The organism is Candidatus Neomarinimicrobiota bacterium, from assembly GCA_041154365.1.
GTDB lineage: Bacteria > Fidelibacterota > Fidelibacteria > Fidelibacterales > Fidelibacteraceae > Fidelibacter > Fidelibacter multiformis.
The window spans coordinates 2,548,490-2,572,664 of sequence record AP035449.1; the positions used below are offsets into that span (position 1 = coordinate 2,548,490).

The 24,175-nt window shown below is 46.8% G+C and carries 23 protein-coding genes; 14 read left to right on the forward strand and 9 right to left on the reverse strand.

The window, feature by feature from the left end:
• Window positions 1–2: 2 nt before the first annotated feature.
• Together strainIA91_RS10845 and strainIA91_RS10850 are read left to right on the forward strand one after the other, a co-directional pair.
• Window positions 3–2,042 carry a S9 family peptidase gene (locus tag strainIA91_RS10845; RefSeq protein WP_400166789.1) on the forward strand — a complete coding sequence of 680 codons (2,040 nt, stop codon included), beginning with the start codon at window positions 3–5 and terminating at the stop codon, window positions 2,040–2,042.
• Window positions 2,043–2,111: 69 nt separating this feature from the next.
• Window positions 2,112–3,128 (forward strand): NAD-dependent epimerase/dehydratase family protein, encoded by a 1,017-nt coding sequence (locus strainIA91_RS10850; RefSeq protein WP_400166790.1) that lies wholly within the window; start codon window positions 2,112–2,114, stop codon window positions 3,126–3,128.
• Window positions 3,129–3,163: 35 nt separating this feature from the next.
• Here the strand turns inward: strainIA91_RS10850 and strainIA91_RS10855 are convergent, their stop codons facing one another.
• The 9 genes from strainIA91_RS10855 to strainIA91_RS10895 form a co-directional block, all read right to left on the reverse strand.
• On the reverse strand, window positions 3,164–3,295 hold the full coding sequence (locus strainIA91_RS10855) for a hypothetical protein (RefSeq protein ID WP_400166791.1): 132 nt from the start codon (window positions 3,293–3,295) through the stop codon (window positions 3,164–3,166).
• Window positions 3,296–3,395: 100 nt separating this feature from the next.
• Window positions 3,396–4,061 (reverse strand): carotenoid biosynthesis protein, encoded by a 666-nt coding sequence (locus tag strainIA91_RS10860; protein WP_400166792.1) that lies wholly within the window; start codon window positions 4,059–4,061, stop codon window positions 3,396–3,398.
• A complete protein-coding gene (locus strainIA91_RS10865; RefSeq protein WP_400166793.1) occupies window positions 4,058–5,185 on the reverse strand; it encodes a glycosyltransferase in 1,128 nt (375 codons plus the stop codon). The genes strainIA91_RS10860 and strainIA91_RS10865 overlap by 4 nt, the downstream gene beginning before the upstream one ends.
• A complete protein-coding gene (locus strainIA91_RS10870; protein WP_400166794.1) occupies window positions 5,182–5,853 on the reverse strand; it encodes a lysophospholipid acyltransferase family protein in 672 nt (223 codons plus the stop codon). The genes strainIA91_RS10865 and strainIA91_RS10870 overlap by 4 nt, the downstream gene beginning before the upstream one ends.
• Window positions 5,850–6,746 (reverse strand): phytoene/squalene synthase family protein, encoded by an 897-nt coding sequence (locus strainIA91_RS10875; protein WP_400166795.1) that lies wholly within the window; start codon window positions 6,744–6,746, stop codon window positions 5,850–5,852. The genes strainIA91_RS10870 and strainIA91_RS10875 overlap by 4 nt, the downstream gene beginning before the upstream one ends.
• Complete coding sequence (gene crtI, locus strainIA91_RS10880) at window positions 6,746–8,242, reverse strand: phytoene desaturase family protein (protein ID WP_400166796.1); 1,497 nt, start codon at window positions 8,240–8,242, stop codon at window positions 6,746–6,748. Before crtI ends, strainIA91_RS10875 begins: the two co-directional genes overlap by 1 nt.
• A complete protein-coding gene (locus strainIA91_RS10885) occupies window positions 8,239–9,732 on the reverse strand; it encodes a phytoene desaturase family protein (RefSeq protein WP_400166797.1) in 1,494 nt (497 codons plus the stop codon). Before strainIA91_RS10885 ends, crtI begins: the two co-directional genes overlap by 4 nt.
• A complete protein-coding gene (locus tag strainIA91_RS10890) occupies window positions 9,725–10,414 on the reverse strand; it encodes a lycopene cyclase domain-containing protein (protein WP_400166798.1) in 690 nt (229 codons plus the stop codon). Before strainIA91_RS10890 ends, strainIA91_RS10885 begins: the two co-directional genes overlap by 8 nt.
• Window positions 10,404–10,892 (reverse strand): hypothetical protein, encoded by a 489-nt coding sequence (locus strainIA91_RS10895; RefSeq protein WP_400166799.1) that lies wholly within the window; start codon window positions 10,890–10,892, stop codon window positions 10,404–10,406. The genes strainIA91_RS10890 and strainIA91_RS10895 overlap by 11 nt, the downstream gene beginning before the upstream one ends.
• A gap of 369 nt (window positions 10,893–11,261) precedes the next feature.
• Here strainIA91_RS10895 and rho point away from each other — a divergent pair, with 369 nt between their 5' ends.
• The 12 genes from rho to strainIA91_RS10955 all read left to right on the forward strand — a co-directional run bounded on the left by rho (window position 11,262) and on the right by strainIA91_RS10955 (window position 24,165).
• On the forward strand, window positions 11,262–12,551 hold the full coding sequence (gene rho, locus strainIA91_RS10900; protein WP_400166800.1) for a transcription termination factor Rho: 1,290 nt from the start codon (window positions 11,262–11,264) through the stop codon (window positions 12,549–12,551).
• Window positions 12,552–12,563: 12 nt separating this feature from the next.
• Window positions 12,564–13,259 (forward strand): CRISPR-associated endonuclease Cas6, encoded by a 696-nt coding sequence (locus tag strainIA91_RS10905; RefSeq protein ID WP_400166801.1) that lies wholly within the window; start codon window positions 12,564–12,566, stop codon window positions 13,257–13,259.
• Window positions 13,260–13,306: 47 nt separating this feature from the next.
• Window positions 13,307–14,149: a geranylgeranylglycerol-phosphate geranylgeranyltransferase gene (locus strainIA91_RS10910; RefSeq protein WP_400166802.1), complete on the forward strand. Its 843-nt coding sequence runs from the start codon at window positions 13,307–13,309 to the stop codon at window positions 14,147–14,149.
• A gap of 20 nt (window positions 14,150–14,169) precedes the next feature.
• On the forward strand, window positions 14,170–17,616 hold the full coding sequence (locus strainIA91_RS10915; protein ID WP_400166803.1) for a DNA polymerase III subunit alpha: 3,447 nt from the start codon (window positions 14,170–14,172) through the stop codon (window positions 17,614–17,616).
• A complete protein-coding gene (dtd, locus tag strainIA91_RS10920; RefSeq protein WP_400166804.1) occupies window positions 17,613–18,080 on the forward strand; it encodes a D-aminoacyl-tRNA deacylase in 468 nt (155 codons plus the stop codon). Before strainIA91_RS10915 ends, dtd begins: the two co-directional genes overlap by 4 nt.
• Window positions 18,081–18,130: 50 nt before the next feature.
• The gene (gene radC / locus strainIA91_RS10925) at window positions 18,131–18,844 is read left to right on the forward strand and encodes a RadC family protein (RefSeq protein ID WP_400166805.1); all 714 of its coding nucleotides are present in this window, start codon (window positions 18,131–18,133) and stop codon (window positions 18,842–18,844) included.
• A gap of 82 nt (window positions 18,845–18,926) precedes the next feature.
• Window positions 18,927–19,994, forward strand: coding sequence for a hypothetical protein (locus tag strainIA91_RS10930; protein WP_400166806.1), 1,068 nt, complete (start codon window positions 18,927–18,929; stop codon window positions 19,992–19,994).
• 2 nt (window positions 19,995–19,996) lie between these two features.
• Window positions 19,997–20,611, forward strand: coding sequence for an HAD family hydrolase (locus strainIA91_RS10935; protein ID WP_400166807.1), 615 nt, complete (start codon window positions 19,997–19,999; stop codon window positions 20,609–20,611).
• Window positions 20,605–21,306 carry a hypothetical protein gene (locus strainIA91_RS10940; RefSeq protein ID WP_400166808.1) on the forward strand — a complete coding sequence of 234 codons (702 nt, stop codon included), beginning with the start codon at window positions 20,605–20,607 and terminating at the stop codon, window positions 21,304–21,306. The genes strainIA91_RS10935 and strainIA91_RS10940 overlap by 7 nt, the downstream gene beginning before the upstream one ends.
• A gap of 140 nt (window positions 21,307–21,446) precedes the next feature.
• Window positions 21,447–21,701, forward strand: coding sequence for an HPr-rel-A system PqqD family peptide chaperone (locus tag strainIA91_RS10945; RefSeq protein WP_400166809.1), 255 nt, complete (start codon window positions 21,447–21,449; stop codon window positions 21,699–21,701).
• Window positions 21,688–22,734, forward strand: coding sequence for an ATP-grasp domain-containing protein (locus strainIA91_RS10950; protein ID WP_400166810.1), 1,047 nt, complete (start codon window positions 21,688–21,690; stop codon window positions 22,732–22,734). The genes strainIA91_RS10945 and strainIA91_RS10950 overlap by 14 nt, the downstream gene beginning before the upstream one ends.
• Window positions 22,735–22,818: 84 nt before the next feature.
• Window positions 22,819–24,165, forward strand: coding sequence for an alanine racemase (locus strainIA91_RS10955; RefSeq protein ID WP_400166811.1), 1,347 nt, complete (start codon window positions 22,819–22,821; stop codon window positions 24,163–24,165).
• Window positions 24,166–24,175: the final 10 nt, after the last annotated feature.

Consider the following 24,175-nt stretch of genomic DNA (forward strand, 5'->3'; position numbering starts at 1 on the left):
AAATGATGGACCCGCCGGTTGCTCCGAGAATTGAAAAAAAGATTGAAGCTTTCGGAGATATTCGGGTGGATCATTATGACTGGCTGAAAGATAAACAGAATCCGGAGGTTATCCGATATCTGGAGGCGGAAAACGATTATGCAGACTTTATCCTGAAAAACACCCGTAAGTTGCAGAAAAAACTGTACCGGGAAATGATCGGACGGATACAGGAAACAGATATGTCCGTCCCTGTGAAACACGATGATTACTTTTATTACAGCCGGACGGAAAAAGGGAAACAATACAGCATCTATTGCCGGAAAAAAGGATCCTTGGACCATAAAGAAGAGATCTATTTTGATGCCAATACACAGGCTGAGCATAGTGATTTTTATTCCTTGGGACTTCTAAGTGTGTCCTCCAACCATCAGATCCTTGCCTATGCCGAAGACCGGAATGGCTCGGAAGTATATACCCTGCGTTTTAAAAATCTTGAAAAGGATTCCCTCTATCCGGAAGTCATCGACAGTGTGGCCGGCGGGGTATGGGCAAATGACAACAAGACCTTTTTTTATTCAACCATTGATTATACCTACCGCCCATGGCGGGTTTACCGGCATGTTCTGGGAACTCCCGCTTCAGAGGATGTCCTGGTGTATGAAGACCCGGACATGGCCTACTATGTGGATGTGGACCGTTCAAAGGACAGGCAGTACATCTTTATTACATCCGCAAGCAAGATCACAACAGAAGTCCATTACCTGAAAACCAGCGATCCTGAAAAGGATTTCACCCTTTTTGCACCCCGGGAGAAGGGAAAGGAATACAGCCTGGAACATCGGGACGGATTTTTCTATATCCTGACCAACCTGAATGATCAGAAAAATTTTATCATCCTCCGTCAGCCGGTTTCAGCACCGGCCTTTACACAGACCGTCACAGTGTATGAACACAATCCGGAGGTTAAAATCACCGGTTTGGATATGTTTGAAGATTATCTTGCCGTCTACAAAACCGGAAATGCCCGGGCCATGATTGATGTGTATACTTTTGGGGATAAAGAAGCCCATACCATTTCCTTTCCGGAAGAAACGTATACCGCCCGGGGGACCGGCAATCCGGAATATACATCGGACGTTTTGAGAATTTACTATACCTCACTTCTTACCCCCGAGACGGTTTATGAATATAATATGAAAACCCGGGAACTCTCCCTGCTGAAACAAAAAGAAGTCCGCGGCGGTTGGGACCGTCACGATTATACCACGGACCTCTTATGGGTCACAGCCCGTGACGGGGCGAAAATCCCGGTGTCGATGCTCTACCCGAAAGGATTTAAAAAAGATGGGACTCAGCCTGTGTTTCTTTATGGATACGGAGCATACGGTATTGCCATGACACCCTATTTTTCCTATGCCCGCTGGAGTCTGGTGGACCGGGGATTTGCCTATGCCGTCGCCCATATAAGGGGTGGCGGAGCCAAGGGTGAATACTGGTATGAAGACGGGAAATGGCTGAAGAAAAAAAATACCTTTACGGATTTTATTGATGTGGTTGAATATCTTATCCAGGAAGGTTACACGACACCTGAAAAACTGGCCATAGGTGGCGGGAGCGCCGGCGGTCTTCTCATGGGAGCTGTCGTAAATATGCGCCCGGATCTCTTTGGGGTTGTGGTGGCCAGCGTTCCCTTTGTGGATGTCCTCAATACCATGTCGGATCCCGATTTACCCCTGACCGTCACCGAATATGACGAATGGGGGAATCCGGGCATCGAAACCTATTACCGGTACATCAAAAGTTATTGTCCCTATACCAATGTGAAAGCACAGGACTATCCTCCCATGATGATTACAGCGGGGCTGAATGATCCCCGGGTTTCCTATGCCGAGCCGGCCAAATGGACCGCCAAACTCCGTGCCCTGAAAACAGATCATCATCCCCTGATTTTAAGAACCAATATGGGGGCCGGACACGGGGGAGCATCGGGCCGTTATGATGCCTATAAGGAAATTGCTGAGGAATATGGGTTTGTTTTGGGAATCATTAAAGGAGAATGAAGAATGAAGAATGAAGAATGATGAATGATGAATGATGAATTGGGTGCAGAGGCTCATATAAGGAAGAATATGAAATTATTGATTACAGGAACGGCCGGTTTTATTGGATTTCACCTGACACGGCGCCTTCTGGCCGAAGGTCATGATATCACCGGCCTGGATAACCTGAACGAGTATTACGATGTCAACCTGAAATTTGCCCGGTTGAAGAAATTGGGAATCGACCTGTCTTCGAAACAAAAGAGTTCTGAATCCTTTTCTGTTCAGGCGGGCCGGCTGCATTTTATTCGGGCCGATCTGACGGACAAAGAAAAACTTCTCTCCCTTTTCAGGGATACATCCTTTGACCATGTAATCCATCTGGCTGCCCAGGCGGGAGTCCGGTACAGTCTGGATCACCCTCAAACCTATGTGGACAGCAATGTAACAGGTTTTTTGAATATTCTGGAAGCCTGTCGGCGCTATCCCGTATCACATCTGATATATGCCAGTTCATCCAGTGTGTATGGGTTAAATACAGATTTTCCCTATTCAGAAGAGGACCGGACCGATCAACCTGCCAGTTTGTATGCCTCCACGAAAAAGGCCGATGAAATGCTGGCCCATGCCTACAGCCATTTGTTTTCCATTCCCGTTACAGGACTCCGATTTTTTACCGTCTATGGTCCATGGGGACGACCGGATATGGCCTTTTTTAAATTTACCGATGCCATTTTGCACCAAAAACCTATTGACGTGTATAATCACGGCAAAATGGCCCGGGATTTTACTTACATCGACGATATTCTTGAAGGAATTCTTGGAGTCATGAAAGGGGATGCTCCCCGGGGAAATCCTCCGTGTGACCTTTATAATATCGGCCTTGGAAATCCCGTCAATCTCATGGACTTTATTCGGGCCATCGAATCTGCCTGCGGGAAAAAAGCAGAAATCCGCTACCAAAATATGCAACCAGGAGATGTCCTTAAAACCCATGCGGACATATCCGCCCTTCAAACCTTATGTGGTTATCACCCGAAAACAGATATCCAAACCGGAATGAAACATTTTGTGGAATGGTATAAAAGCTATTACCACTTATCATAAAAGAGTTAAAAAAAATTCACAAGTGGGTGGATATTCTAACGGGCAAGGTATTCTGTATAAATATAAAGCGAAGCTGCAAAAATCAAAGCCAGTACAAAAGCCCTGATAATGCCTGCCTTTAAGTCTTCGAAGTACCGGTTTTTTTCTTTCATTTCACTTGCATCCATGACTCGATGAAACCTCATAGTTTTTTGTATACAGAATATACGGTGCTTACGCCGTAGATAATGTGATATCTGTCAAATTCATGCAAAGGGTATTTTGTCTTCAGGCAAGATTTACCAGAACAAAATAGAGAAACTGGGCAATAAAGATATGCATGGGAATTAATTGCCGATCTTTAACAGGCGGGAAATACCGTAGGAAAGGAAAGGAGAAAATAAAACCGAAGGCAAACCATGCCACATAATTTTGCCAGGGGATGGTATAGTTCTGCCAGTACCAGAATCCTAAAGCCCGGGCCGCCGGTTCCATCACACCGTCAAATCCGGTCATCAATAGTGCGGCAAAAAGTGATCTGAAACCCCAGGCATAACGGGAAAGATACAGGTTTGCAATCTGGACGGCACCAAAAACCAGGTTGAGCCAGCTAAAGCCGATCACCAAAGGAACGCCGAAAATCTGCGGAGAAAGGGCATTGGTATAGGCATAATGTCCGAAAAGGATTCCGGTTTTTTCACCCACAATTTCCAATACCAGGGCGGTTATAAAAATTAAACCGGTCCAGATGAAAAAAATATTCAGTAGGGGTGTTTCCCGATAAAGAGAGATAAAATAAATCAGATTAATGGAAAAGAGGAGGACCAGAAGTGGAACGTACAGTATTTGGCTGGTTTTGTGAAAAAGTCCTGCCAGGTGCCAGATCCCTCCAAAGATCATCACCGCGTATATGAGGATCATGAGTCCGTATGTTTGGAAAAATTGTTTCTTCATCGTGTATTTTCCTCTTTTATGACAGCTCTTCCCTTCCAGGTGATACTGCCTTTTCGGTAACTGTTCCAGGAGTGAAGTGCGATACGGGCTGTATACAGGATGGATATGGGGTGCAGAACGATGCTGACAAAGGGCGGGTGACGGTAAGCCAGCACCAGAAGCATGCGGATCAACAGGTTGAGAATCACAGTTCCTGCTACTGCCAAACCAGGAGAAAAAATCAACAGTCCGTAAGGGATCACCATTGTCAACAGCAACATGGAAAAAATAAGAAAAAACAATCCCGAATGAAATCCGGTAAGTCCGAACAGATTTTTTGCAAAGCCGGCACGAACCTCTTCCGCATTCCGGTACATACGGCCGTATACCGTGCCCGTCCCGGGCGTGGTGAGGAGATGCAGTCCCCGTTTCTTGGTTTTTCGGCTCATGGCCACATCTTCAACTATTTCGGAAGCCATTTCTTTGTGTCCACCCAATGTGTCGTAAGCCTCTTTTCTGAACACCATCCACTGCCCATTTGCAGCAGCCAGGGAAGGAAAGGGTGAAAACCGGGTGAGCCAGAGGGGAAGCATACTGTACACAAAAAGATCTACCACTGGTATCACCAGCTTTTCAGGAAGGGTTTTAAGAGTTTGTTGGGGAAAAGCAGAGAGCATGTCCAGATTCAAGGCCTGCATCCATCGGACGCTTCTTTCCAGTGCCGCCGGATGGTAGGTGTTATCGGCATCGGTAAAGACAAGGATCTCACCGGATGCTTCCTGAGACAGCTGATGACAGGCCCATGTTTTTCCCACCCATCCAGCCGGAAGTTCTTTTCCCCGTATTCCCCGGACCTGCTTGTGTTTGAAGGCAAATCCCTGAATGATTTCCCGGGTTTTATCTGTCGAGTGATCATCCAGGACCAAAATTTCCGCAGGTGCCGGATCCAAAGCCAGCAGACTTTCCAGACACGCCGGCAGGTTGTGTTCTTCATTCCGGGCCGGGACAAGCACCGATATGGTGGGGTTTGTAAAACGAGATTTTTTAGGAGGATGGGATAAGCGCGGGCCTGTTGATACATTGACCAGCGTGACCAATAGAAAAAGGCCCAGGATTCCATAGAGAATAATTATAAAAAATGTCATCGGGATCCCGGTGATTGCCTGCCTGTAAAAAGGCGGTGACCTGTTTCACCCTGAATAATGCTGTTTTCCATTTCCTGAAGCAACATGTCCATCTTAAGGGCAGCAGGGGCTGGAGAAAATGCGGAATTTTCAATTTTTCGGAACATGATAAAGATATCCGGACGCTGATCTCCCAGAAATTCTGTCCGGATACCACAGATAAACACATCCGGTTTTCCTGAGGATGCAGAAAGAATATGTGAAAATCCTGCTTTAAAGGTCAGGGGTCGCTGATGCCAGGGCAGCAGTTTCCCCTGGGGGAAAAGAAAAAGCAGATGCCGGGGATTTTCCAGCAGGCGTGCACTGTAAGCCAGGGTTTTTTCAACATCTTCACGGTCCCCCGGCCGCACTGAATATGCACCAAGACGGTTGAAAAAGGGAAATCGATCCAGTTGTTTCTCTTCCATCATCACAAAGGGTTTTTTTTGCCAGACAAGATCATTGATCAGATAAATGATAAAACCATCCCACCAGGTGCTATGATTGGGAAGGAGTAAGACACTCCGATCTTCAGAAAATGGAGGAAGTTCTCCCAAAATCTGCACACTGTGAAAGGAACACCGGACCAGATGATGTAAATAAGGCCTGAAAACAATATGGGCCCACCCTGTATGACGAGCCGGTTTCATTTCCTGTTGAAAACCTTATCTCTTCGGTATTTCATGTATTCTGTTAAAGTGATGGCTATTTTCCGGTTAAAACTGACACTGACCCGCCCCTTAAAGGGATTGTAGTCATTGGCTCTGAATTCTTCCAAAATGCCCCGGTAAATCCGGGAAGCAGCATGGATGGCAAAACGGGAATCGGTATCCAGGTAGCGGATTCCTGATGCAGATTCTTCATAATAACGGTGGGCGTTATCGGCAGTAGCTTTCAACATGCTTCGCATGGCCGGTGAAAAACGTTCCTGAAAGATATCTTCTTCAGCGACATCATATCGCTCCAGTTCCGACATGGGGATGTAAATTTTACCCCGGTTCTTATCTTCCCGGATGTCCCGGAGGATATTGGTCAGCTGCATGGCGACACCCAGTTTTTCGGCATATTCAAAGGCATCCCGGTGTGAAAATCCTATAATGTATGTCATCATGAGTCCGATGGTGCCTGCCACACGATAACAATACACATACAAATCTTCAACGTGGGTATAACGGCTGTGGGAAATATCCATACTGACACCTTTGATCAGATCGAGAGGATATTCAATAGGAATGGAGAAAGAGATGGCAGTCTGGATAAAAGGTTTTAAAACGGGATGCTCCGATTCTTTTCGCCGGTAGGCTGTTTCGATTTCCCATCGCAGGTGGTCCAGTTCCCTCTGGAGTTCTTCCCGGTCCCTGTCCCGGGGATTATCAACCAGGTTGTCTGTATACCGGGCAAAACCATACAGGGCATAGGTCGCCTGGCGTTTGTGTTTAGGGAAAAACCGGGAGGCAAAATAAAAACTCCGGGCGTACAAGGCCGTGATGTTTTTAACGTAGGCGTGGCTCAAAAGATGTGGCTTGTTTGGATCCCCTTTCATCAAACCCCTTCAGTCTCTGTCAGGATGACATGTTCCGTCGTTTCAGCCGTCATCAGTGTTCCGGGGAGTCCGGCTCCCGGATGGGTGCTGGCCCCAACCAGGTATAAGCCCTGAATATCTTCGCTCCGGTTATGAGGCCGTAAATAAGCGCTCTGGGTCAGTTTGGGTTCCACACCCCAGGCGGCTCCAAGATGATTGTTTCGATCCTTTTGAAAATCTTCAGGTGTAAACACCGATTTGTAAATAATATGTTTTGAGAAATCTTCCAAACCAAAGCTGTGTTCCAGGTAATGGAGAATGCTGTTGACAAACATTTCACTGAATTCGTCCCAGTTTGTCCTGCTGAGCTGATTGGCAACAGGAACCAGAACATACATGCTTTCTCCTCCGGGAATGGCCATGGTTTTATCGGTCCGGCTGGGTACATGAAGGTACATGGAAAAATCAAAGGGGACCTTCTTTTTATCAAAAATATTCCGGATAAGCCGTTTGTAATCTTTTGAAATGATCAGGGTATGGTGTTTTAACTTGTCGTACTTTCGGTCCAGTCCCAGGTAGATCAGAACAGAACTCATGGAATAATCAATTTTCTCCAGCTTTTTATTCCGCCATTTTTTCCGGTCCCCGGCATCCACCAGGTCATGGTAAGTGTGATAGAAATCGGCATTGGAAACAACGATATCCGCCGGATAAAAGGATTGACTGCTTTTTACACCCGTCACCCGCCGGTTTTGGGTTTCGATACGGGTTGCCGGCTCAGATGTGTGGATGTGCCCGCCCAATTCCTGAAAAAGGGACGTGAAGGCTTGAATGAGTGAATACATTCCACCGGGGGTATAATGAACTCCGCCCTCTTTTTCAAGCCACGGAATCATCTGATAAACCGCAGGTGCTTTAAACGGATTACCTCCGATAAACAGGGGATGAAAGGAAAAGACAAAGCGGCTTCTGGGATCTTTGAAATACCGTTTGACAAAGGTATAGGCCGGCAAAAAAACACCCAATCGAATGGCTTTTGGCGCAAAGCTGATCATGGATTTCAAGGTCATGAAAGGTTTTGTCCCCAGCCCCTTTTTGATGACGGCTTCTTCCATGATCCTGGAGGATTCCATAAAGGCATCATACCGGGCTGCATCTTTGGGATGAAAGGTTGCCAGTTGTTCTTTCATCCTTTCTGTATTTCCGGAATAATCCAGATAACTGCCATCATGAAAATAGATGCGGTAGTAGGGATCCAGGGGGATCAGTTCCAGGTAATCGGACATTTTCTTCCCTGCAGACTGAAATATCTGATCCACCACGTCCGGGGCGGTAACCAGAGAGGGTCCCATGTCAAATGTAAAACCCTCTGCCTTTAACTGTTGGGCGTGTCCCCCTGGGGCAGCCTGTTTTTCCAAAATAGTGACTTTGGCTCCCCGGGACTGAAGGCGGATACCCAGGGCCAGCCCGCCGAAACCGGAACCAATAATGACCACATTTTTTCCCTTTAACGTCATATCTTCCCTCTTTCCCTGAATTGTTTTACCAGTTTCCCCGTGATCTGTCCTGAAAGAATCACCAAGGGTACTCCACCACCGGGATGAGCAGATCCACCACAAAAATAGAGTCCCTTTACATCCCGGTTCCGGTTGGCCGGCCGCCGAAAAGCCGTGTTCCGGTCATTGGATGAAATTCCGTATATGCTGCCACGGTTCGATCCGTATAAACGCTCCATGTCCCTGGGATCGGTCACAGCTTCCGCCACGATCCTGTTCCGGATATCCAGGCCGTGATCCAAAAGTTTCTGTAAAACACGCTCCCGGATGGCAGGGATCCACGTATCCCAGTCCTGATGTGGAGCCAGACTGGGCATGTTGACCAGAACAAACCAGTTTTCATGGCCTTTTCGTGCATGTTCTTCGTCTTTTTTCGATGTGACGGCCACATATACCGTCAGATCTTCTGCAGGGGTTTGGGTTACGAACAAATGTTCAAATTCCTGGTCATAATTTCGGGCAAAAAAAATGTTATGGTGGGCCAGTTCCGGATATTTTCCTTCTACACCCCAGTAAAAAATCAGTCCGGAGAGAGAAGGTTCAAGCCGTTCAAGCCGGTGGAGGGATTGATTCTTCCCTTTGATAAGGTGTCGAAACGTAGTGACGGCATCGGCGTTGGAGACGACGGCTGAGGCACCCGTGAAGTGCTCACCGGTCTGAAGGCCGGTCACGTGATGGCTGTTGTAAAATATTTGCCGGACCGGAGTGTGATACTCAATGGGAATGTCCAATTCGGCACACCGTTGGGTCAGTGCATCAGTAAGCCGGGCAATGCCTCCTTTGATGTAAACGGCCGGAAGGCCATATTCCACATAGGAGATCATGTTCAGGGTCGCCGGAGCTTTTCGGGGATCGGCGCCCACATAGGTGGCATACCGGTCCATCATCTGCCGGATGCGATGATCGGTGAAATAGGAGGAAATCGCCTGGTGCATGGACCGGAAAGCGTCAATTTTCAGCAGGGATGGCAATCGGAGGAGACTTTTCAGGGTCAGCAGGGTGGCCAGTTCATGGATAGGCTGAAAAAGAAAGAGATCTGCCGTCCGTTCATAGAGTCCCCGGCCGTAACGAAGAAAAGACTCCCATCGTTGTGCGTCTTGGACGGATAGCCGGCCAAGATTTTCAGTCATCTGCTCCGGGTCGGCCGTGGCATCGAAAGCCTCCCTTTCTCCCGGAAAAAAATAGCGGCAAAGGGGGTCAATGGGTACATAATCCAGATAATCCTGCCGGTGGGCACCCGTTTGTTCAAAGAGCCGGTCGATTACGAAAGGCATGGTAATCAGGGAAGGACCTGTATCAAAGCGGAAACCGCTCACAATCCGTTCTCCGGCTTTTCCGCCGGCATGGGCATTTTGCTCGTAAATTTCTGTTTCAATACCCAGAGATTTCATCGTAAGGGCGGCACTGAGTCCACCCAGGCCCGCACCAATCACCGGGACTTTTTCAATCACGGGACCTCCGGAATTTGAGATATGTGTAGAAGGTAAGGATGATGCTGATATGGGACAGACCAAATAAGAAATCTTCAAGGGGGATGGTCCATACGTGAAGATTGCTCCGGTACAGGGAGGTGTATTCTACAACCGGCCGGGCTGTCAGATATCCATTGGCAATCAGAACCATCACAATAAATATAAGGAGAAAACGGTACCACAGGGACTGATACCAAACAGATTTTTCACCCAGGAGGATAAAATCCACCCCAAGGGCCAATGCAAAGGCCAGAAAGACCAGGGCGGTGTAATACCACTGGAAAAGTGTGGCAAAAATGAGGGCACCTCCCAATCCTCCGGGGATGAGGAGAAATATCAATCTTTTGACCGGCAAGTGCCGGCTGGTAAAATAGGCCCGAAAAACCTCCCAGGTAAAAAGAACAGCATAAGGTACTGTGAAAAAAAAGAGGATTTCTTCCAGGGGAAGAGGCCCGATGTTGATTCCCAGTGTGTACAAGGGGTTAAATGTCCAAAAATGACCTTCTGCAAAATAATCCCAGACAAGAAAAGGAAAACTGCCGGCTGCCATGGCAGGAAAGACTTTGGACCAGTACTGCCTGAAGCAGACCTTTCGATCAAAACTCAGGGAAAAAGGTCCTGCCAGAACCAAAATATTGAAGAGCAGGTATTCACTCCCCATAGATCCTCCGGAGTTGCTTCAGCATATCTTCCAGGCAGGCTTTTTCGTCCGGACACAAATGGCTGTGTTCTTCCAAAAAATTGATGACATTGACGACAAGGTCCGCCGGGTATTCATGATGTACCTGGGGCAGAAGCCTTACGATGGCGTGAAAATTTGCGACTGCCCGTTTCTGCTGATGGAAAAAGAAGGGTAAATAATAGGTGGTCGTTCCCTGGATGAATAAAATTTCCACATTGGTGGAATCCATCCTACGTGCCTTTTCCATCATCGGCAGGGATTCCATCACATAATGATATTTTTTTCGGGGTGACAGGGCATGTTTTCCTTTGAGTCCTGTGAGAGATCCTTCATAGACGGTTAATAAAGCGTCATTAATCCGGTTTTCCCGGCGAAGATCCTCTATATATGTCAGGGTTTTATCCAGTGAACTTTTATCTTCCACACTCCGGTAGTAAAGAATTCGAAGAGAATCCATGTCTCCTGCGAAAAGTATGTTTCCCAACGGAGTTCCAAAGGCAGCAAGAAAGAAGAAAACAAATGAGGCGCACCATATATATTTTTTGTTTTTCATGTCCCTTAGAGCACCCTTTTGGGTCGGAAGTTACGGAGTGGACAGGCTAAATTTAAAAAAAGTAAAGATATTTTATAAAATAATGCTTATAATTTCCTTACTGGTTCAGCTAACAGTTGGGAACAATCGCAAATTTTGGCGTGTACATACTTTTGTGCTTGACATGGAAATATCACTTTGGTAATATCTTGTCCGCACACATTTACCACGGCATGACATTCAATCAAAACGTGTATCACCCATCAATCATTTAAAAAATGAAGGATTTTTTCTGTGAAAACAAGTAAACAAGCCGGCAATGCTGACAATGGAACCTATCGCATATCAGAATTGCAGGAAAAGACCCTGAAGCAATTGCAAAACATTGCTGCCGATTTTGAAGTCCCCGGGACTCAGAACATGAAAAAGATGGAATTGATTTTTAAAATCCTGGAAGCTCAGGCTGAGATTTCGGGAAATATTTTTGAAGAGGGTGTTTTGGAAATTCTTCCGGATGGTTACGGATTTCTCCGGAGCAGCCGGTTTCATTATTTGAACAGTCCTTATGATTTATATGTCTCACCTTCTCAGATCAAGCGGTTTGGTTTAAAAACGGGGCACATTATCAGTGGGCAGGTTCGTCCGCCCAAGGACAATGAGCGATTTTTTGCCTTATTAAAGGTGGAATCGATAAACTTTGAAGATCCTGAGAAGGCCAAGATGACCCGTCCCTTTGGAACCCTGACACCTTTGCATCCCGAAGAGCGCCTGAGCCTGGAACGGAATCCCAAAGATTACTCCACCCGGATTATCGATTTGTTATCGCCCATCGGGAAGGGTCAGCGCGGACTTATTGTCGCCCAGCCTAAGACAGGGAAGACCATTCTTTTGCAGAAAATCGCCAACAGCATATTAGCCAACCATCCGGAAGCGATGCTGATTGTGCTTCTTATTGATGAACGGCCGGAGGAAGTGACGGATATGCAGCGGAATGTCGATGCTGAAGTCGTGAGTTCCACCTTTGATGAACCGCCGGAACGGCATGTCCAGGTCGCTGAAATGGTGTTACAAAAAGCCCGGCGCATGGTGGAATTCGGTCATGATGTGGTCATTCTTCTGGATTCGATCACCCGCCTGGCTCGTGCCCACAATTCCGTGGTGCCCCACTCCGGGAAAATCCTCTCCGGGGGTATTGACAGCAACGCACTGCACCGGCCGAAACGCTTTTTCGGTGCAGCCCGGAATATTGAGGAAGGAGGCAGCCTGACCATTATTGCTACTGCCCTCATTGATACGGGAAGCCGGATGGACGATGTGATTTTTGAGGAATTCAAGGGAACCGGTAATATGGAACTGGTTCTGGACCGGCGCCTTAGTGACCGCCGGATCTTCCCGGCCATTGATATTAACCGGTCAGGAACCCGTAAGGAAGAACTCCTGATGTCCAAAGCCGAACTGGCCCGGGTGTGGATCCTGAGAAAATTCCTTAATGAAATGAGTCCCGTGGAAGCCATGGAGTTTCTCCTGGATAAGATGTCCGCCTCCCGGACAAATAAAGACTTCCTGCGAAATATGAATTCCTGACGCGGATTTCCCATGGAGTTGAAAGCCCATATCCTGACACTCGATAAACCGTTTACGTCTGATGCCTATACCCTGAGACATACTGTTCTGGAACAGTATGCCGGTTCGGATTTTTGCAGCTATATCGACGGAGAATTGCGGAAAAAAGTGATCTATCCCCGTATTCATTTCACCCTGGTGGATGACAAACCGGTTGTGGTGGGAATGAAAGAGGCCATGGACACAACGGATGCATTTGTCAAAGAATTGAAAAAAATCCGGATTCATGAAAAGGAATGGACGGTGCAATCGGTGGAATCCAGGCATGATCGCACCTGTTTTGATAAAACGGGGACTTTGTATACCTACCGGTTTTTAACCCCCTGGGTGGGTCTAAACTGGCAGAATCTGATCCGGTACAAATATTTGTATGCGGCCGAACGGACCGCTTTTTTGAATAAAATGCTTTCTCAGAACATCGTGTTCCTGATGAAAGAATTCGAATATTCTCCCCGGTTTAAAATATCCTGCCGAATCCGCATTAACGGCTTGAATCCCACTGTTCACCCCGAAATTGGGATGGGGTATTTCACGGGAGAGTTTCAATCCAATGTCTATCTGCCTGAATACCTGGCCATGGGATGTGGTATCAGCCGGGGATTCGGTACGATTGCCTGCATTGACAAATCCCGTAATACCAGGCATAAACCGGACTTTTCGACAGATTAAGGCAATCTTTACAAACCTGAAATCATTGACCAAAGGAGCGGGTGTTCATGTCCCGATTAAGAGCGTATTTTGTTCTGGGAAGACCGATAAACCTTCTTCTCAGCACACTGACGGTATTGATCACAGCCTCATTTTTTGTTCCTTTTCCCCGTTGGGAAATGATACTATCCGCCCTGTTGACTGTCGTGATGCTCAATGCCGGCGGGAATGCCGTCAATGATCTGTATGACGAAGCCATCGACCGGATTAACCGTCCCCGCCGCCCCCTCCCTTCCGGACAGTTATCCCGGAAAAATGTTCGCCATTATGCCATCGTGACATTTATCATAGGAAATGTGTCTGCCCTTTATGCCGGGTGGATGCCCTTTGTCATTGCGGCTCTTATTTCAACACCCCTCATGATTGTATACTCCGCACGTTTTAAACGAAAACCCCTCAAGGGAAACCTGATCATTGCCTTTATTCTGGGACTAGCTTTTATTTTTTGCAGCCTGGTTTTTGGTAATATCAAACTGGGAATCACGCCGGCGGTTCTGGCCTTTTTTTATACCCTTATCCGGGAAATCATCAAAGATCTGGAAGATATGAAAGGTGACCATGCCGAAGGAGCCCAAACCCTGCCCCTCCGCATTGGAGAAAGGAAAACCCGACAGATGACTTCTCTACTTTTGCTGTTTTTGGTTCTGGTGCTTCCATTCCCTGTGACTTTTTCTTTTTACTCCAATGCTTATCTGATGTTGGTCCTGCCTCTGGTTGGACTCCCACTAGCGGCAATGGCGGTCTATCTTTTGATCCCCCGTGAAAATTTCCAATACGGTTTCTTGTCTCAAGTTTTGAAAATTGATATGTTTGCAGGTCTGGCAGCCATATTTGCCGGTATTCACTTTTGAACAGGTTAACAGGATTCACTATGCCCGGTTTTGTACATCTTCACACACACAGCGATTATAGTCTTCTCGACGGTGCCCAGAAAATTGAGCGTCTGGTAAAACATACCAAGGAATTGGGAATGTCGGCAGTGGCATTGACAGACCATGGCGTTTTATACGGCGTCATAGAATTTTATGAAACCTGCATAAAACAAAAAATCAAACCCATCATCGGATGTGAGGTTTACGTTGCCGAAGGATCCCGTTTCGACCGGAAGGCGACACGAGGTGAAGGGTTTGGTAATAATCACCTGGTATTGCTGGCAATGAATAATACCGGGTATAAAAATCTGGTGAAACTGGTCTCTTTGGGTTTTACGGAAGGCTTTTATTACCGCCCCCGGGTGGATCTGGAATTGTTGAAAAAATACAATGAAGGATTGATTGCCACCTCAGCCTGTCTGAAAGGGCGCGTCGCGGAACTTTCGATCAAGCACAGCTATGAAGCGGCAAAGGAAGCGGCCCTTGAATATGCAGAGATCTTTCCGGACCGCTATTACCTGGAAATCCAACGGCACGGTATTGAGGAAGAAACCCTGGCAAATGAATCCCTGATTCGGATCCATCAGGAAACCGGTCTGCCCCTTGTGTGTGCCAATGATGCACACTACAATACAAAAGAAGAGGCGGAATCTCACGATATCCTCATGTGCATAGGAACCGGAAAACAATTTAGTGATCCCAACCGAATGAGATATAAAGGGGATAGTTTTTATCTGAAATCACCGGAAGAGATGGCGGACCTCTTCAAGGATATTCCCGAAGCCCTGGAAAACACCGTGAAGATCGCCGAACAATGCAATGTAAAATTGAAGTTCGGTGAATATCACATGCCGAATTTTCCCATCCCTGAGGATGTCCCCGGTAAAGATCCGGCTGTGTATCTCAAACGTCTGAGTGAAGAGGGACTTCAGAAGAAATTTCCCGATGGACAGATTCCGGAAAAATATCAAAAGCGCCTGGATTACGAATTGAATGTGATCAATTCCATGAAATTTCCCGGGTATTTTTTAATCACGCAGGATTTTATGCGGTATGCCCGTGAGCATGATATTCCCGTCGGACCGGGCCGGGGTTCGGCAGCTGGAAGTCTGGTCGCCTATTCCCTTGGAATTACAAATATCGATCCCCTGAAATATGATCTGCTCTTTGAACGTTTTTTAAATCCCCGCCGGGTGAATATGCCCGATATTGATACGGATTTCTGTTATGAACGCCGGGGTGAAATCATTGAATATATTCGTCAGCGCTATGGTGCCTCCAGTGTGTCCCAGATTATTACATTTGGCACTTTGAAAGCCAAGGGGCTTGTCAGGGATATTGCCCGTGTTTTGGGGATGACCTATGCGGAGGGGGACCGGATTGCCAAGCTGATACCCGATGATTTAGGCATGACGCTGGAAAAGGCTGAAGAGCTTTCGGAGGATATCCGAAACCTTCTGAAGAGTGACAACCGGTACCAGATTCTCTGGCGTCATGCCAAAGTTTTACAGGGTATGAACCGCCATTTTGGTGTTCATGCAGCCGGTGTTGTCATTGCCCCCGGGGATCTGACAGATTACAACATTCCTGTAGCCGTAAACAACAATGGTGAACTGATCACCCAGTATGATATGAAATCCGTGGAAAAGGCCGGGGTGATCAAAATGGATTTTCTGGGCCTCCGGACCCTGACGGTAATTTATCATGCCATCCGGATGATTAAAGCCCGGGGAATTGAACTGGATATCGATTCCATCCCCCTGGATGATAAGGAGACCCTCCGTTTATTCAGTGAGGGACAGACCCATGGAATTTTTCAGTTTGAATCGGGAGGCATGCGTGAATATCTGAGAAAGCTCAAACCCTCCCACATCAATGATTTGATTGCCATGAATGCCCTCTACCGGCCGGGCCCCATCGAAAATATCCCTGCCTTCATATCCCGGAAAAACGGGATCGAAAAAGTGTCTTATCTGCATCCCCTTTTGAAACCCATCCTCAAAGACACCTATGGGATTATTGTCTATCAGGAACAGGTGATGCAGATTGCTTCAGAAATCGGCGGCTTTGATTTGGGGGATGCCGATTTACTCCGCAGGGCCATGGGAAAAAAGAAAATGGATATCATGAAGGAGAAGCGGATCCAGTTCGTTCAGGGAGCCAAAGAGCGGAACGTTCCGGAAAAAATCGCCAATGATATCTATGATCTTCTCATCAAATTCGCGGAATACGGTTTTAATAAGAGTCACAGCGTGGCTTATGCCTACGTGGCCTATCAAACAGCCTATCTGAAAGCCCATTATCCGGCGGAATTTATGGCGGCCTCTCTGACCAGTGAACGGACGAATATCAAGCGGGTGGTGGAACTGATTAATGAAGTCCATAAACTGGGTATTGAGCTTATTCCTCCGAATGTAAATATATCCGAAGCTCTTTTTACCACAAAAGATAATGCCATAGTATATGGCTTGAACGCCATTAAAAATGTGGGCGAAAAGGTTTCAGATGCCATTGTTGAGGCACGGAAAGAGGGAGGTCCCTTCAAAACCATTTTTGACCTGACCTGCCGGGTGGATCCCAGGGTTCTGAACCGGAAAGTTCTGGAAAGTCTCATCTACGCCGGGGCATTAGACTCTCTGGAGGGAAACCGGGCGCAAAAGATGAATGCCGTGGATCTTTCCCTCGCTTATGGCCAGCGTTATCAGGATGAAGCCAACAATTCACAGGTGAGTCTCTTTGGTGAAATGGCACAACAGGTGGTTTTAACTGAACCACCCCTGGAAAATATTCCGGAATGGAATGTCTCTTTTCAGCTTGAGAGGGAAAAAGAGCATATCGGTTTTTACCTGAGTGGCCATCCCCTGGAGGACTTTCGGGATGAAATTGAAGCAGTGAGCAATATCGATCTGATTCGGGATGAAACTCAAAAACCTCCGGAGATTATCAAAGCCGGAGGGATTATAAAAAGCCGGAATATCCGGTATAATAAGCAAAACAATCCCTGGGCTATCCTGAAGCTGGAGACACTGACAGAAGATATCACGGTTATTGCTTTTCATAAAAGTTATATGGCCTATAAGGATCTGATTGAAGAGAATCACAAGGTTTTTGTCACCGGAAAATTATCTGAGCGGGATCTGGACCGGGATGAGATATCCATTATCCTGGATACCCTTGAGCCCATAGAACACATCCGGGATGTCCAACTGAAACAGATCCACCTAAGATTGAAAAATGAAATGGCGGAAAATGTGACCATACTGAATAATTTAAAATCCCTATTCAACCGGTATCCGGGCAAATTGCAGATCTTTTTTCATATTGTGTGCAGTCACCAGAAAGAAAAAGTGATACAGGTTCAAAATATCCGGGCGAATGCTTCCGGAGAGCTGTTGGATAAACTTCGGGAGATGCTGGGAAAACCCAATGTGTGGTTAACGGCATGATTGCTGTATTACAACGTGTCAGCAGGGCATCGGTTCGTATCGGTGGAGAAGAAACCGGCCGGATCGGCACCGGCTTGATGATTCTTTTGGGGGTTGTGGCAGATGATCAGAAACAGGATGCCGATTACCTTGCTGAAAAAATTTCCAGATTCAGGATTTTTGGCGATGAGGAAAACCGAATGAACCGGGATATACTGGAGATAGGAGGAGCATGTCTGGTGGTATCCCAATTTACCCTTTGCGCAGATTGGCTGAAAGGCCGGCGTCCTGGATTTACGAAAGCGGCTCCCCCCGAAAAAGGTGAGGAACTCTACGAATATTTCTGTGAGCGTCTTCGGCGAAGCGGAATCCCGGTGGAGACAGGACGCTTCGGGGCGATGATGTCTGTTGCTTTGGTGAATGAAGGCCCGGTAACCTTTATTCTGGACAGTGAAAAGAAATTTCAGCGCCACATAAATAAATAAATATTATAATATGTTCTTTGAAATCGGTTTCAGGTGTTCTAATTTAAGACATGAAACAGAATATGAAAACATCACCGGACCGTTCCACCGCTTTACACTTCTGGCCGGAAGAGGATCGCCCGCGGGAAAAACTGGAAAAATACGGAGCCGATTCCCTGAGTGATGCCGAATTAATCGCCATTTTGATCCGGTCTGGTACCCCCACCCTCAATGCAGTGGATTTATCCCGAAAAATCCTTCAGGAAAATGGTGGAATTGCCGGTCTGGGACGGATGTCCGCAAAGTCCCTTCAGCATATCAGGGGAATGGGTCCGGCAAAAGTAATGACCCTGATTGCTGCGTTTCAGCTGGGAGCCCGATTTGCTGCCACGGAAGCCTTAAGCAGCAAGTCTCAGATGACAAACCCCCGGAACGTGGCGATGCGATTCGGACCGCCTCTTCGCCTGCTGAATTATGAGGTTTTTAAAGTGATTCTTCTGAACAGTCATAACCGGATCATCCGGGACATTGTCATCAGCCGTGGACATTTGAATGCGTCAGTTGTTCACCCCCGGGAGATCTTTAAAGCGGCGATTGACTATCTGGCTGCTGCTGTCATTCTCATGCACAACCATCCCAGCGGAAACCCTGAACCGAGCCGGGAAGATATCGAAATCACCCGGAAAATTGTAGAATCCGGAAAAATTATTGGGATTCCTGTCCTGGATCATATTATTATTGCAGACAGGGATTTTACCAGTTTTGCAGACAGACAACTGATATAAAACGGAGCATCCCGCAATCCCCAACCTGCATCCTGCAACCCGCAACCTGCAATCCGGAGAAATCAAATCATAAGGAGGAATCATGAACACATATATGGATAGAATTCACGAAACGTATAGAACCATCGGTGATTTATTGGAAAAAGGGTTGGCGGATCAGGGTCTGAATGTCATAAAACATGTTCCGGCAGATATCCGGGATCACGTGGTGATCCGCTATCTGAATGGGGTATGCCAGCAGGAATCGGGCGCTGCCGAGATGGCTGAGTATTATTTCCGCAGTGTCATTCATGAGGATTCCGGGTTTATTTCTGCAGCAGAAGCTCTCCTGTATATGCAGGACAATATGCTGACAGACGGGGAAAAGGCCTATCTTTGTGAGCTCATCGGATGGATGAAACCGGATTCAGGTTCTCTGAAGGATATTCGGGAAAACCTGGCCGGGGTCGCCCCGGAACCTCTTAAACTTCATGAAAAACCGGAAGAAACACCCTCTATTCTTCATTCCCGGCCTGGAATAAGCCAAACAAAACCTGAAAAACAGGAGGAGGCTTCGGAAGAGGCACCCATCCTCCAGACAATTCAGGGAGAAAAGACAAAAACACCTTCGGATAAAGCTGAGGAATCTCCTGCAGAGACGCCTGACAAGGAAAAATCCTCCTATCTGGGGGATATCCTTATCGATCTGAAGAAAAAAGCATCGGAAAAGGAAACACAGAAACCGGAAAAACCCCGAAAGGGTGATGAAGAAGAAAAAGAACCGGCTCTGGACATTCACCTGTCCCCCGAGGAAGAAGCAGAAATTGAACGGGAAGAAAAGCTGGAAGAAAGCGAATTACTCGCTGATTCGGAAGAAGCTTCCAAGTTGAAAGATCTGCTGAAAACACTTCATGAAAGAAAACACCGGGATATTGAGGATCAAAGACCCGAAAGTACTGAAGCGGCATTCCAGGAAGATGACCTTGAAACGGCCGGACCTTTTGACACGCTGACCATGGCCAAAGTGTACTTTAAACAGGGGGCATATTCTTCTGCCCTGCGCATTCTGAGACTCCTGAAGAAAAGCACATCTGATGACGCAAAGTTAAAGGAAATTGAAACTCTGACGGATAGGGTCCGGGAAAAAATCGAAGCAGAAAAATCGGAATAAGCATGCCTGTTATCAAAAATCTTGTTCTGGACCTTGGGAATGTGGTTGTTGACGTGGATTATCCCCGCTTTTGTCTGAAAGCCGGTATTGACGTGGATGCATTCGAAGCTTTTTACAATACACCTTTTTTCAGGGATTTTGAAACCGGAAAAAAGTCACGGGAGGATTATTTCCCGGCCTTGGAGAAATATACCGGATTTCCCGCTGCCCGGCGAAAGGAGTTTGAAAGACAGATTCATACGGCTTTTCCACTCCGCCTTCGAACCTGGGGCCTGATTCATTTTCTAAAACAGCACATACCCGTCTATCTTTTATCCAATACCAATGTGGTGGATTTTGAAAACATCGATGCGTATGTCGGATTAAGAAAAGCCTTTCATAATGTCTATCTTTCTTATGAACAGCAAAGGAGCAAACCCGATCCTGATACCTATCATCATGCAGCCAGGGTCCTGGGCGTCCGGCCGGAGGAAACCCTTTTTTGCGACGACCGGCAGGACAATATTGAAGGAGTCCGCCAGGCAGGCTGGCATGGATTTCAGGTCGAAAACGAAGATGACTTTTTGATATTTCTTACGAATACCCTGAAGCTGAATCACGGAGGATTGACATGGTAGCCATGAATTCCCAAACACCCCGGACCAAGTCCAATGTGTGGATACCGCTCCTGTTGGGACTCCTGCTTTCGGTGTTTTATTTCTATCACGGGCGTATGAGTACGTATGAACGCTTTTTCAGCAATAATACAATCACAGCCCCTCTGCTGTCCGTGTATTACCAGTGGCTTTCAGCGGTTTTGATCTTTTTTATCATCCCGTCTCTCACCTGGACCGGTGTGATGGGATACCGTTTAAAGGAAATGGGACTTCGTTTCGGAGATTGGAAAAAAGGGCTGCTGGCCCTGGCGATTGGCATTCCGCTTATGCTGCTGTATGCCTTCGGCGCCTCTCAAATGTATGAATTCCAGGATATTTATCCCCTGTATAAATATATTGGCATGGAAAATATCTGGGTGATTCTCCGGTATTACCTGACGGCATTTCTTTTCTATTTTTCGTACGAGGCCTTTATCCGGGGTTTTATCTTTCATGCTATGAAGGATGAACTGGGTATATTGGGAGCTATCCTCATTGCCGCCCTTGCCGGAGCTCCCGTCTATATCGGTGCTTCAGAAATGGAAGGTGTTGTATCCATTCTCCTCCATATGGCATTTGGTGCTGTGGCCTGGAAAACCCGTTCCTTTCTCTATACAGCTGTCCTGAGTTGGATCTGGCTTGTGGCTGTGGACTGGTTTATCATTCTGGGGATCTGATCCTAAAAACCACCTTTTTATCAATTATGTGTTATGAAACACGAAATTATTTAGTATCCTTTGTTAAATTCTAATAAAATATTTAAAAAGCACACTTGTGACAGTGTTTTGTGTTGGATACACTATTTTGGAGGATATCCATGAAACTGAAAAAAAATATCGCCATCAGTGAAACGGGATTTGTCTTTGACCCCACAAGCGGGGATTCCTATACCCTGAATCCGGTGGGAATGGAAATTTTATCCCTTTTGAAGGAAGGTCTGGAACTGGAAGCCATTTCCGCCAGAATTCTGGAAAAATATGATGTGGAAAAAGGGGTTTTAGAACGGTATCTCTATGATTTTCTGGGACTGTTAAAACAATATCAACTGGTTGAAGAGGATGATGAAAACTAAAATCACTGTTGCCGTTTCCGGATTGAATAATGTCGACAGCCCGGGCCCTGGCATTCCTGTCGTTCGGGGTCTCCGGGAATCAACATTTTTTGAGCCACGGATTGTGGGACTGGTATATGAAAATCTGGAGCCAGGCGCTTATATGCATGACCATGTGGACAAGAGCTATAAAGTGCCCTATCCATCCGAAGGAAGTGGAATACTGATGGAGCGGATCCGGGATATTCATGCCAAAGAATCGATCGATGTGCTCATACCCAATTTCGATTCGGAATTGTATACGTTTATGAAAGCCGAGTCTGAACTCAAACACCTTGGCATTCATACTTTTTTACCCACACTGCAACAATTTGAGGAACGGCACAAATCAAATCTGCCTGAGTTTGGTGAGAAATATAAAATAAAGGTTCCTAAAAGCCGCCCTATTACACGTATTCAGGAATTGAAAGAGCTGGAAGAGGACTATGACTATCCCATGGTCATCAAGGGAAAGTTTTATGATGCCTCTATCGCCTTTTCATTTGAGCAGGCCCAAATCTATTTCAATAAAATCGCTTCCAAATGGGGATTGCCTATTGTTGTTCAGGAATATATCCGTGGGACCGAAGTAAATGTGGTTGCCCTGGGAGACGGCCGGGGAAACACCATCGGAGCCGTTCCCATGAAAAAGCAGTATATCACGGATAAGGGAAAAGCCTGGGGCGGTATTACCCTGGATGACCCCAAAATGCTGGAGTTGACACATGACATCATCGGCCAAACCCACTGGCGCGGAGGCATGGAACTGGAGCTCATCCGGACCGATAAAAAGGAGCTGTATCTGATAGAAATCAATCCCCGCCTTCCCGCCTGGGTCTATCTAGCCGTGGGAGCCGGACAAAACCTCCCTGAAGCCCTGGTCAAACTGGCACTGGGTTATCCTGTTGAACCTTTTACAGATTATACCGTGGGTATCCTTTTTATCCGGTATTCGTATGATATGATCTGTCCCCTGGGGGATTTTCAGTCACTCACAACCCGGGGGGAGCTATAGGGGGATAGGGCGAGAACTCTCCAACCCCCACCCCGCAACCCCCAACCTGCAACCCGCAACATCATACATAAGGAAAGATAAAAAATGGAAAAAATCCCTTTTGAAAGACCGCTGATACAAAAAATCAACGCCGGACTTCCGAGTAAATACGGAATGGTCCGGCGGCCGGACCCCATGGAAAATATCGAAGGAATTGCCGTTGAATTTCTTTTAAAAGAATATGGTTCACCTCTCTTTATTTTGTCTGAAAAAGTGCTTCGAAAAACATATCAAGAGGCGTACAGGGCGTTTTCGTCGCGCTATCCCAAAGTCCAGTTTGCCTGGTCCTACAAGACGAATTATTTAAATGCGGTGTGTAAAATATTCCACCAGGAGGGCTCCTGGGCTGAAGTAGTTTCCGGATTTGAATACGAAAAGGCCCTGGCAAATGGAGTCCCCGGTTCAAAAATCATTTTTAACGGTCCCTTTAAATCCCGGGAAGATTTGAAAAAAGCCGTTGAGAATGATTCCTTAATCCATATTGACCATTTTGATGAACTCTATGAACTTCTGGATCTTGCAGAGGACCTGGAAAAACGCCCCAAAGCAGCAATCCGGGTAAATATGGATACGGGGATTTATCCCCAGTGGGATCGGTTCGGATTCAATTATGAAAACGGGGAAGCCTGGGATGCCCTCAACCGGATCATGATCAGTAAGCAAATAGACCTTCTGGGACTTCACACCCATATTGGTACCTATATGATGACGGTTCAGGCATATGAAAAAGCGGCTTTGAAACTGGCGGATCTGGCCATTGGTCTTGAAAGAAAATATAAACACACGATAAAGTATATCGATATGGGCGGCGGATTTGCGTCTAAAAATACTCTGAAAGGAGCCTATTATCCCGGGAGTGATACAGCTCCCTCTTTTGATGATTTTGCCGAAGCCATTGTTTCCGCTCTGATGAAATCGGAATTCAAACCGGATCATTTACCCCTGCTTATACTGGAAACGGGCCGGGCACTGGTGGATGACGCAGGCTGGCTGGCAGGCAGGGTGGTTGCCAACAAACGCCTTGCTGATGGCCGCCGGGCAACGATTATCGATGCAGGTGTGAACCTCCTTTTTACATCATTCTGGTATGAACATGACATTCGCCCGGCGAAACACCTTTCCGATCAAACTGAAGACACAACCATCTACGGCCCCCTCTGTATGAATATTGACATTATCCGGGATCATATTCAATTTCCCCTTCTGAAAAAGGGAGATCCTTATGTGATCCGGAGGGTTGGTGCTTACAATAATACGCAATGGCTACAATTTATTACACTTCGTCCACGGGTGGTTTTAATTGACCCGGAAGGGAAAACCCATATCATCCGGGACGGGGAAACACTTGAAACCCTGAACCACTGCGAACATCTTCCGGAACATCTGATCTGACGAAGGAACC

Bases quoted from the DNA above. Each gene is read 5' to 3' on its own strand.
- crtI (WP_400166796.1), bottom strand. From the start codon at position 8,242: ATGACGTTAAAGGGAAAAAATGTGGTCATTATTGGTTCCGGTTTCGGC.
- strainIA91_RS10935 (WP_400166807.1), top strand. From the start codon at position 19,997: ATGCCTGTTATCAAAAATCTTGTTCTGGACCTTGGGAATGTGGTTGTT.
- strainIA91_RS10870 (WP_400166794.1), bottom strand. From the start codon at position 5,853: ATGAAACCGGCTCGTCATACAGGGTGGGCCCATATTGTTTTCAGGCCT.
- strainIA91_RS10865 (WP_400166793.1), bottom strand. From the start codon at position 5,185: ATGACATTTTTTATAATTATTCTCTATGGAATCCTGGGCCTTTTTCTA.
- strainIA91_RS10845 (WP_400166789.1), top strand. From the start codon at position 3: ATGATGGACCCGCCGGTTGCTCCGAGAATTGAAAAAAAGATTGAAGCT.
- strainIA91_RS10860 (WP_400166792.1), bottom strand. From the start codon at position 4,061: ATGAAGAAACAATTTTTCCAAACATACGGACTCATGATCCTCATATAC.
- strainIA91_RS10940 (WP_400166808.1), top strand. From the start codon at position 20,605: ATGGTAGCCATGAATTCCCAAACACCCCGGACCAAGTCCAATGTGTGG.
- strainIA91_RS10875 (WP_400166795.1), bottom strand. From the start codon at position 6,746: ATGAAAGGGGATCCAAACAAGCCACATCTTTTGAGCCACGCCTACGTT.
- strainIA91_RS10910 (WP_400166802.1), top strand. From the start codon at position 13,307: ATGTCCCGATTAAGAGCGTATTTTGTTCTGGGAAGACCGATAAACCTT.
- strainIA91_RS10895 (WP_400166799.1), bottom strand. From the start codon at position 10,892: ATGGATTCTCTTCGAATTCTTTACTACCGGAGTGTGGAAGATAAAAGT.
- strainIA91_RS10930 (WP_400166806.1), top strand. From the start codon at position 18,927: ATGAACACATATATGGATAGAATTCACGAAACGTATAGAACCATCGGT.
- strainIA91_RS10950 (WP_400166810.1), top strand. From the start codon at position 21,688: ATGATGAAAACTAAAATCACTGTTGCCGTTTCCGGATTGAATAATGTC.
- strainIA91_RS10905 (WP_400166801.1), top strand. From the start codon at position 12,564: ATGGAGTTGAAAGCCCATATCCTGACACTCGATAAACCGTTTACGTCT.
- strainIA91_RS10915 (WP_400166803.1), top strand. From the start codon at position 14,170: ATGCCCGGTTTTGTACATCTTCACACACACAGCGATTATAGTCTTCTC.
- strainIA91_RS10955 (WP_400166811.1), top strand. From the start codon at position 22,819: ATGGAAAAAATCCCTTTTGAAAGACCGCTGATACAAAAAATCAACGCC.
- radC (WP_400166805.1), top strand. From the start codon at position 18,131: ATGAAACAGAATATGAAAACATCACCGGACCGTTCCACCGCTTTACAC.
- dtd (WP_400166804.1), top strand. From the start codon at position 17,613: ATGATTGCTGTATTACAACGTGTCAGCAGGGCATCGGTTCGTATCGGT.
- strainIA91_RS10855 (WP_400166791.1), bottom strand. From the start codon at position 3,295: ATGGATGCAAGTGAAATGAAAGAAAAAAACCGGTACTTCGAAGACTTA.
- strainIA91_RS10945 (WP_400166809.1), top strand. From the start codon at position 21,447: ATGAAACTGAAAAAAAATATCGCCATCAGTGAAACGGGATTTGTCTTT.
- strainIA91_RS10850 (WP_400166790.1), top strand. From the start codon at position 2,112: ATGAAATTATTGATTACAGGAACGGCCGGTTTTATTGGATTTCACCTG.
- strainIA91_RS10890 (WP_400166798.1), bottom strand. From the start codon at position 10,414: ATGGGGAGTGAATACCTGCTCTTCAATATTTTGGTTCTGGCAGGACCT.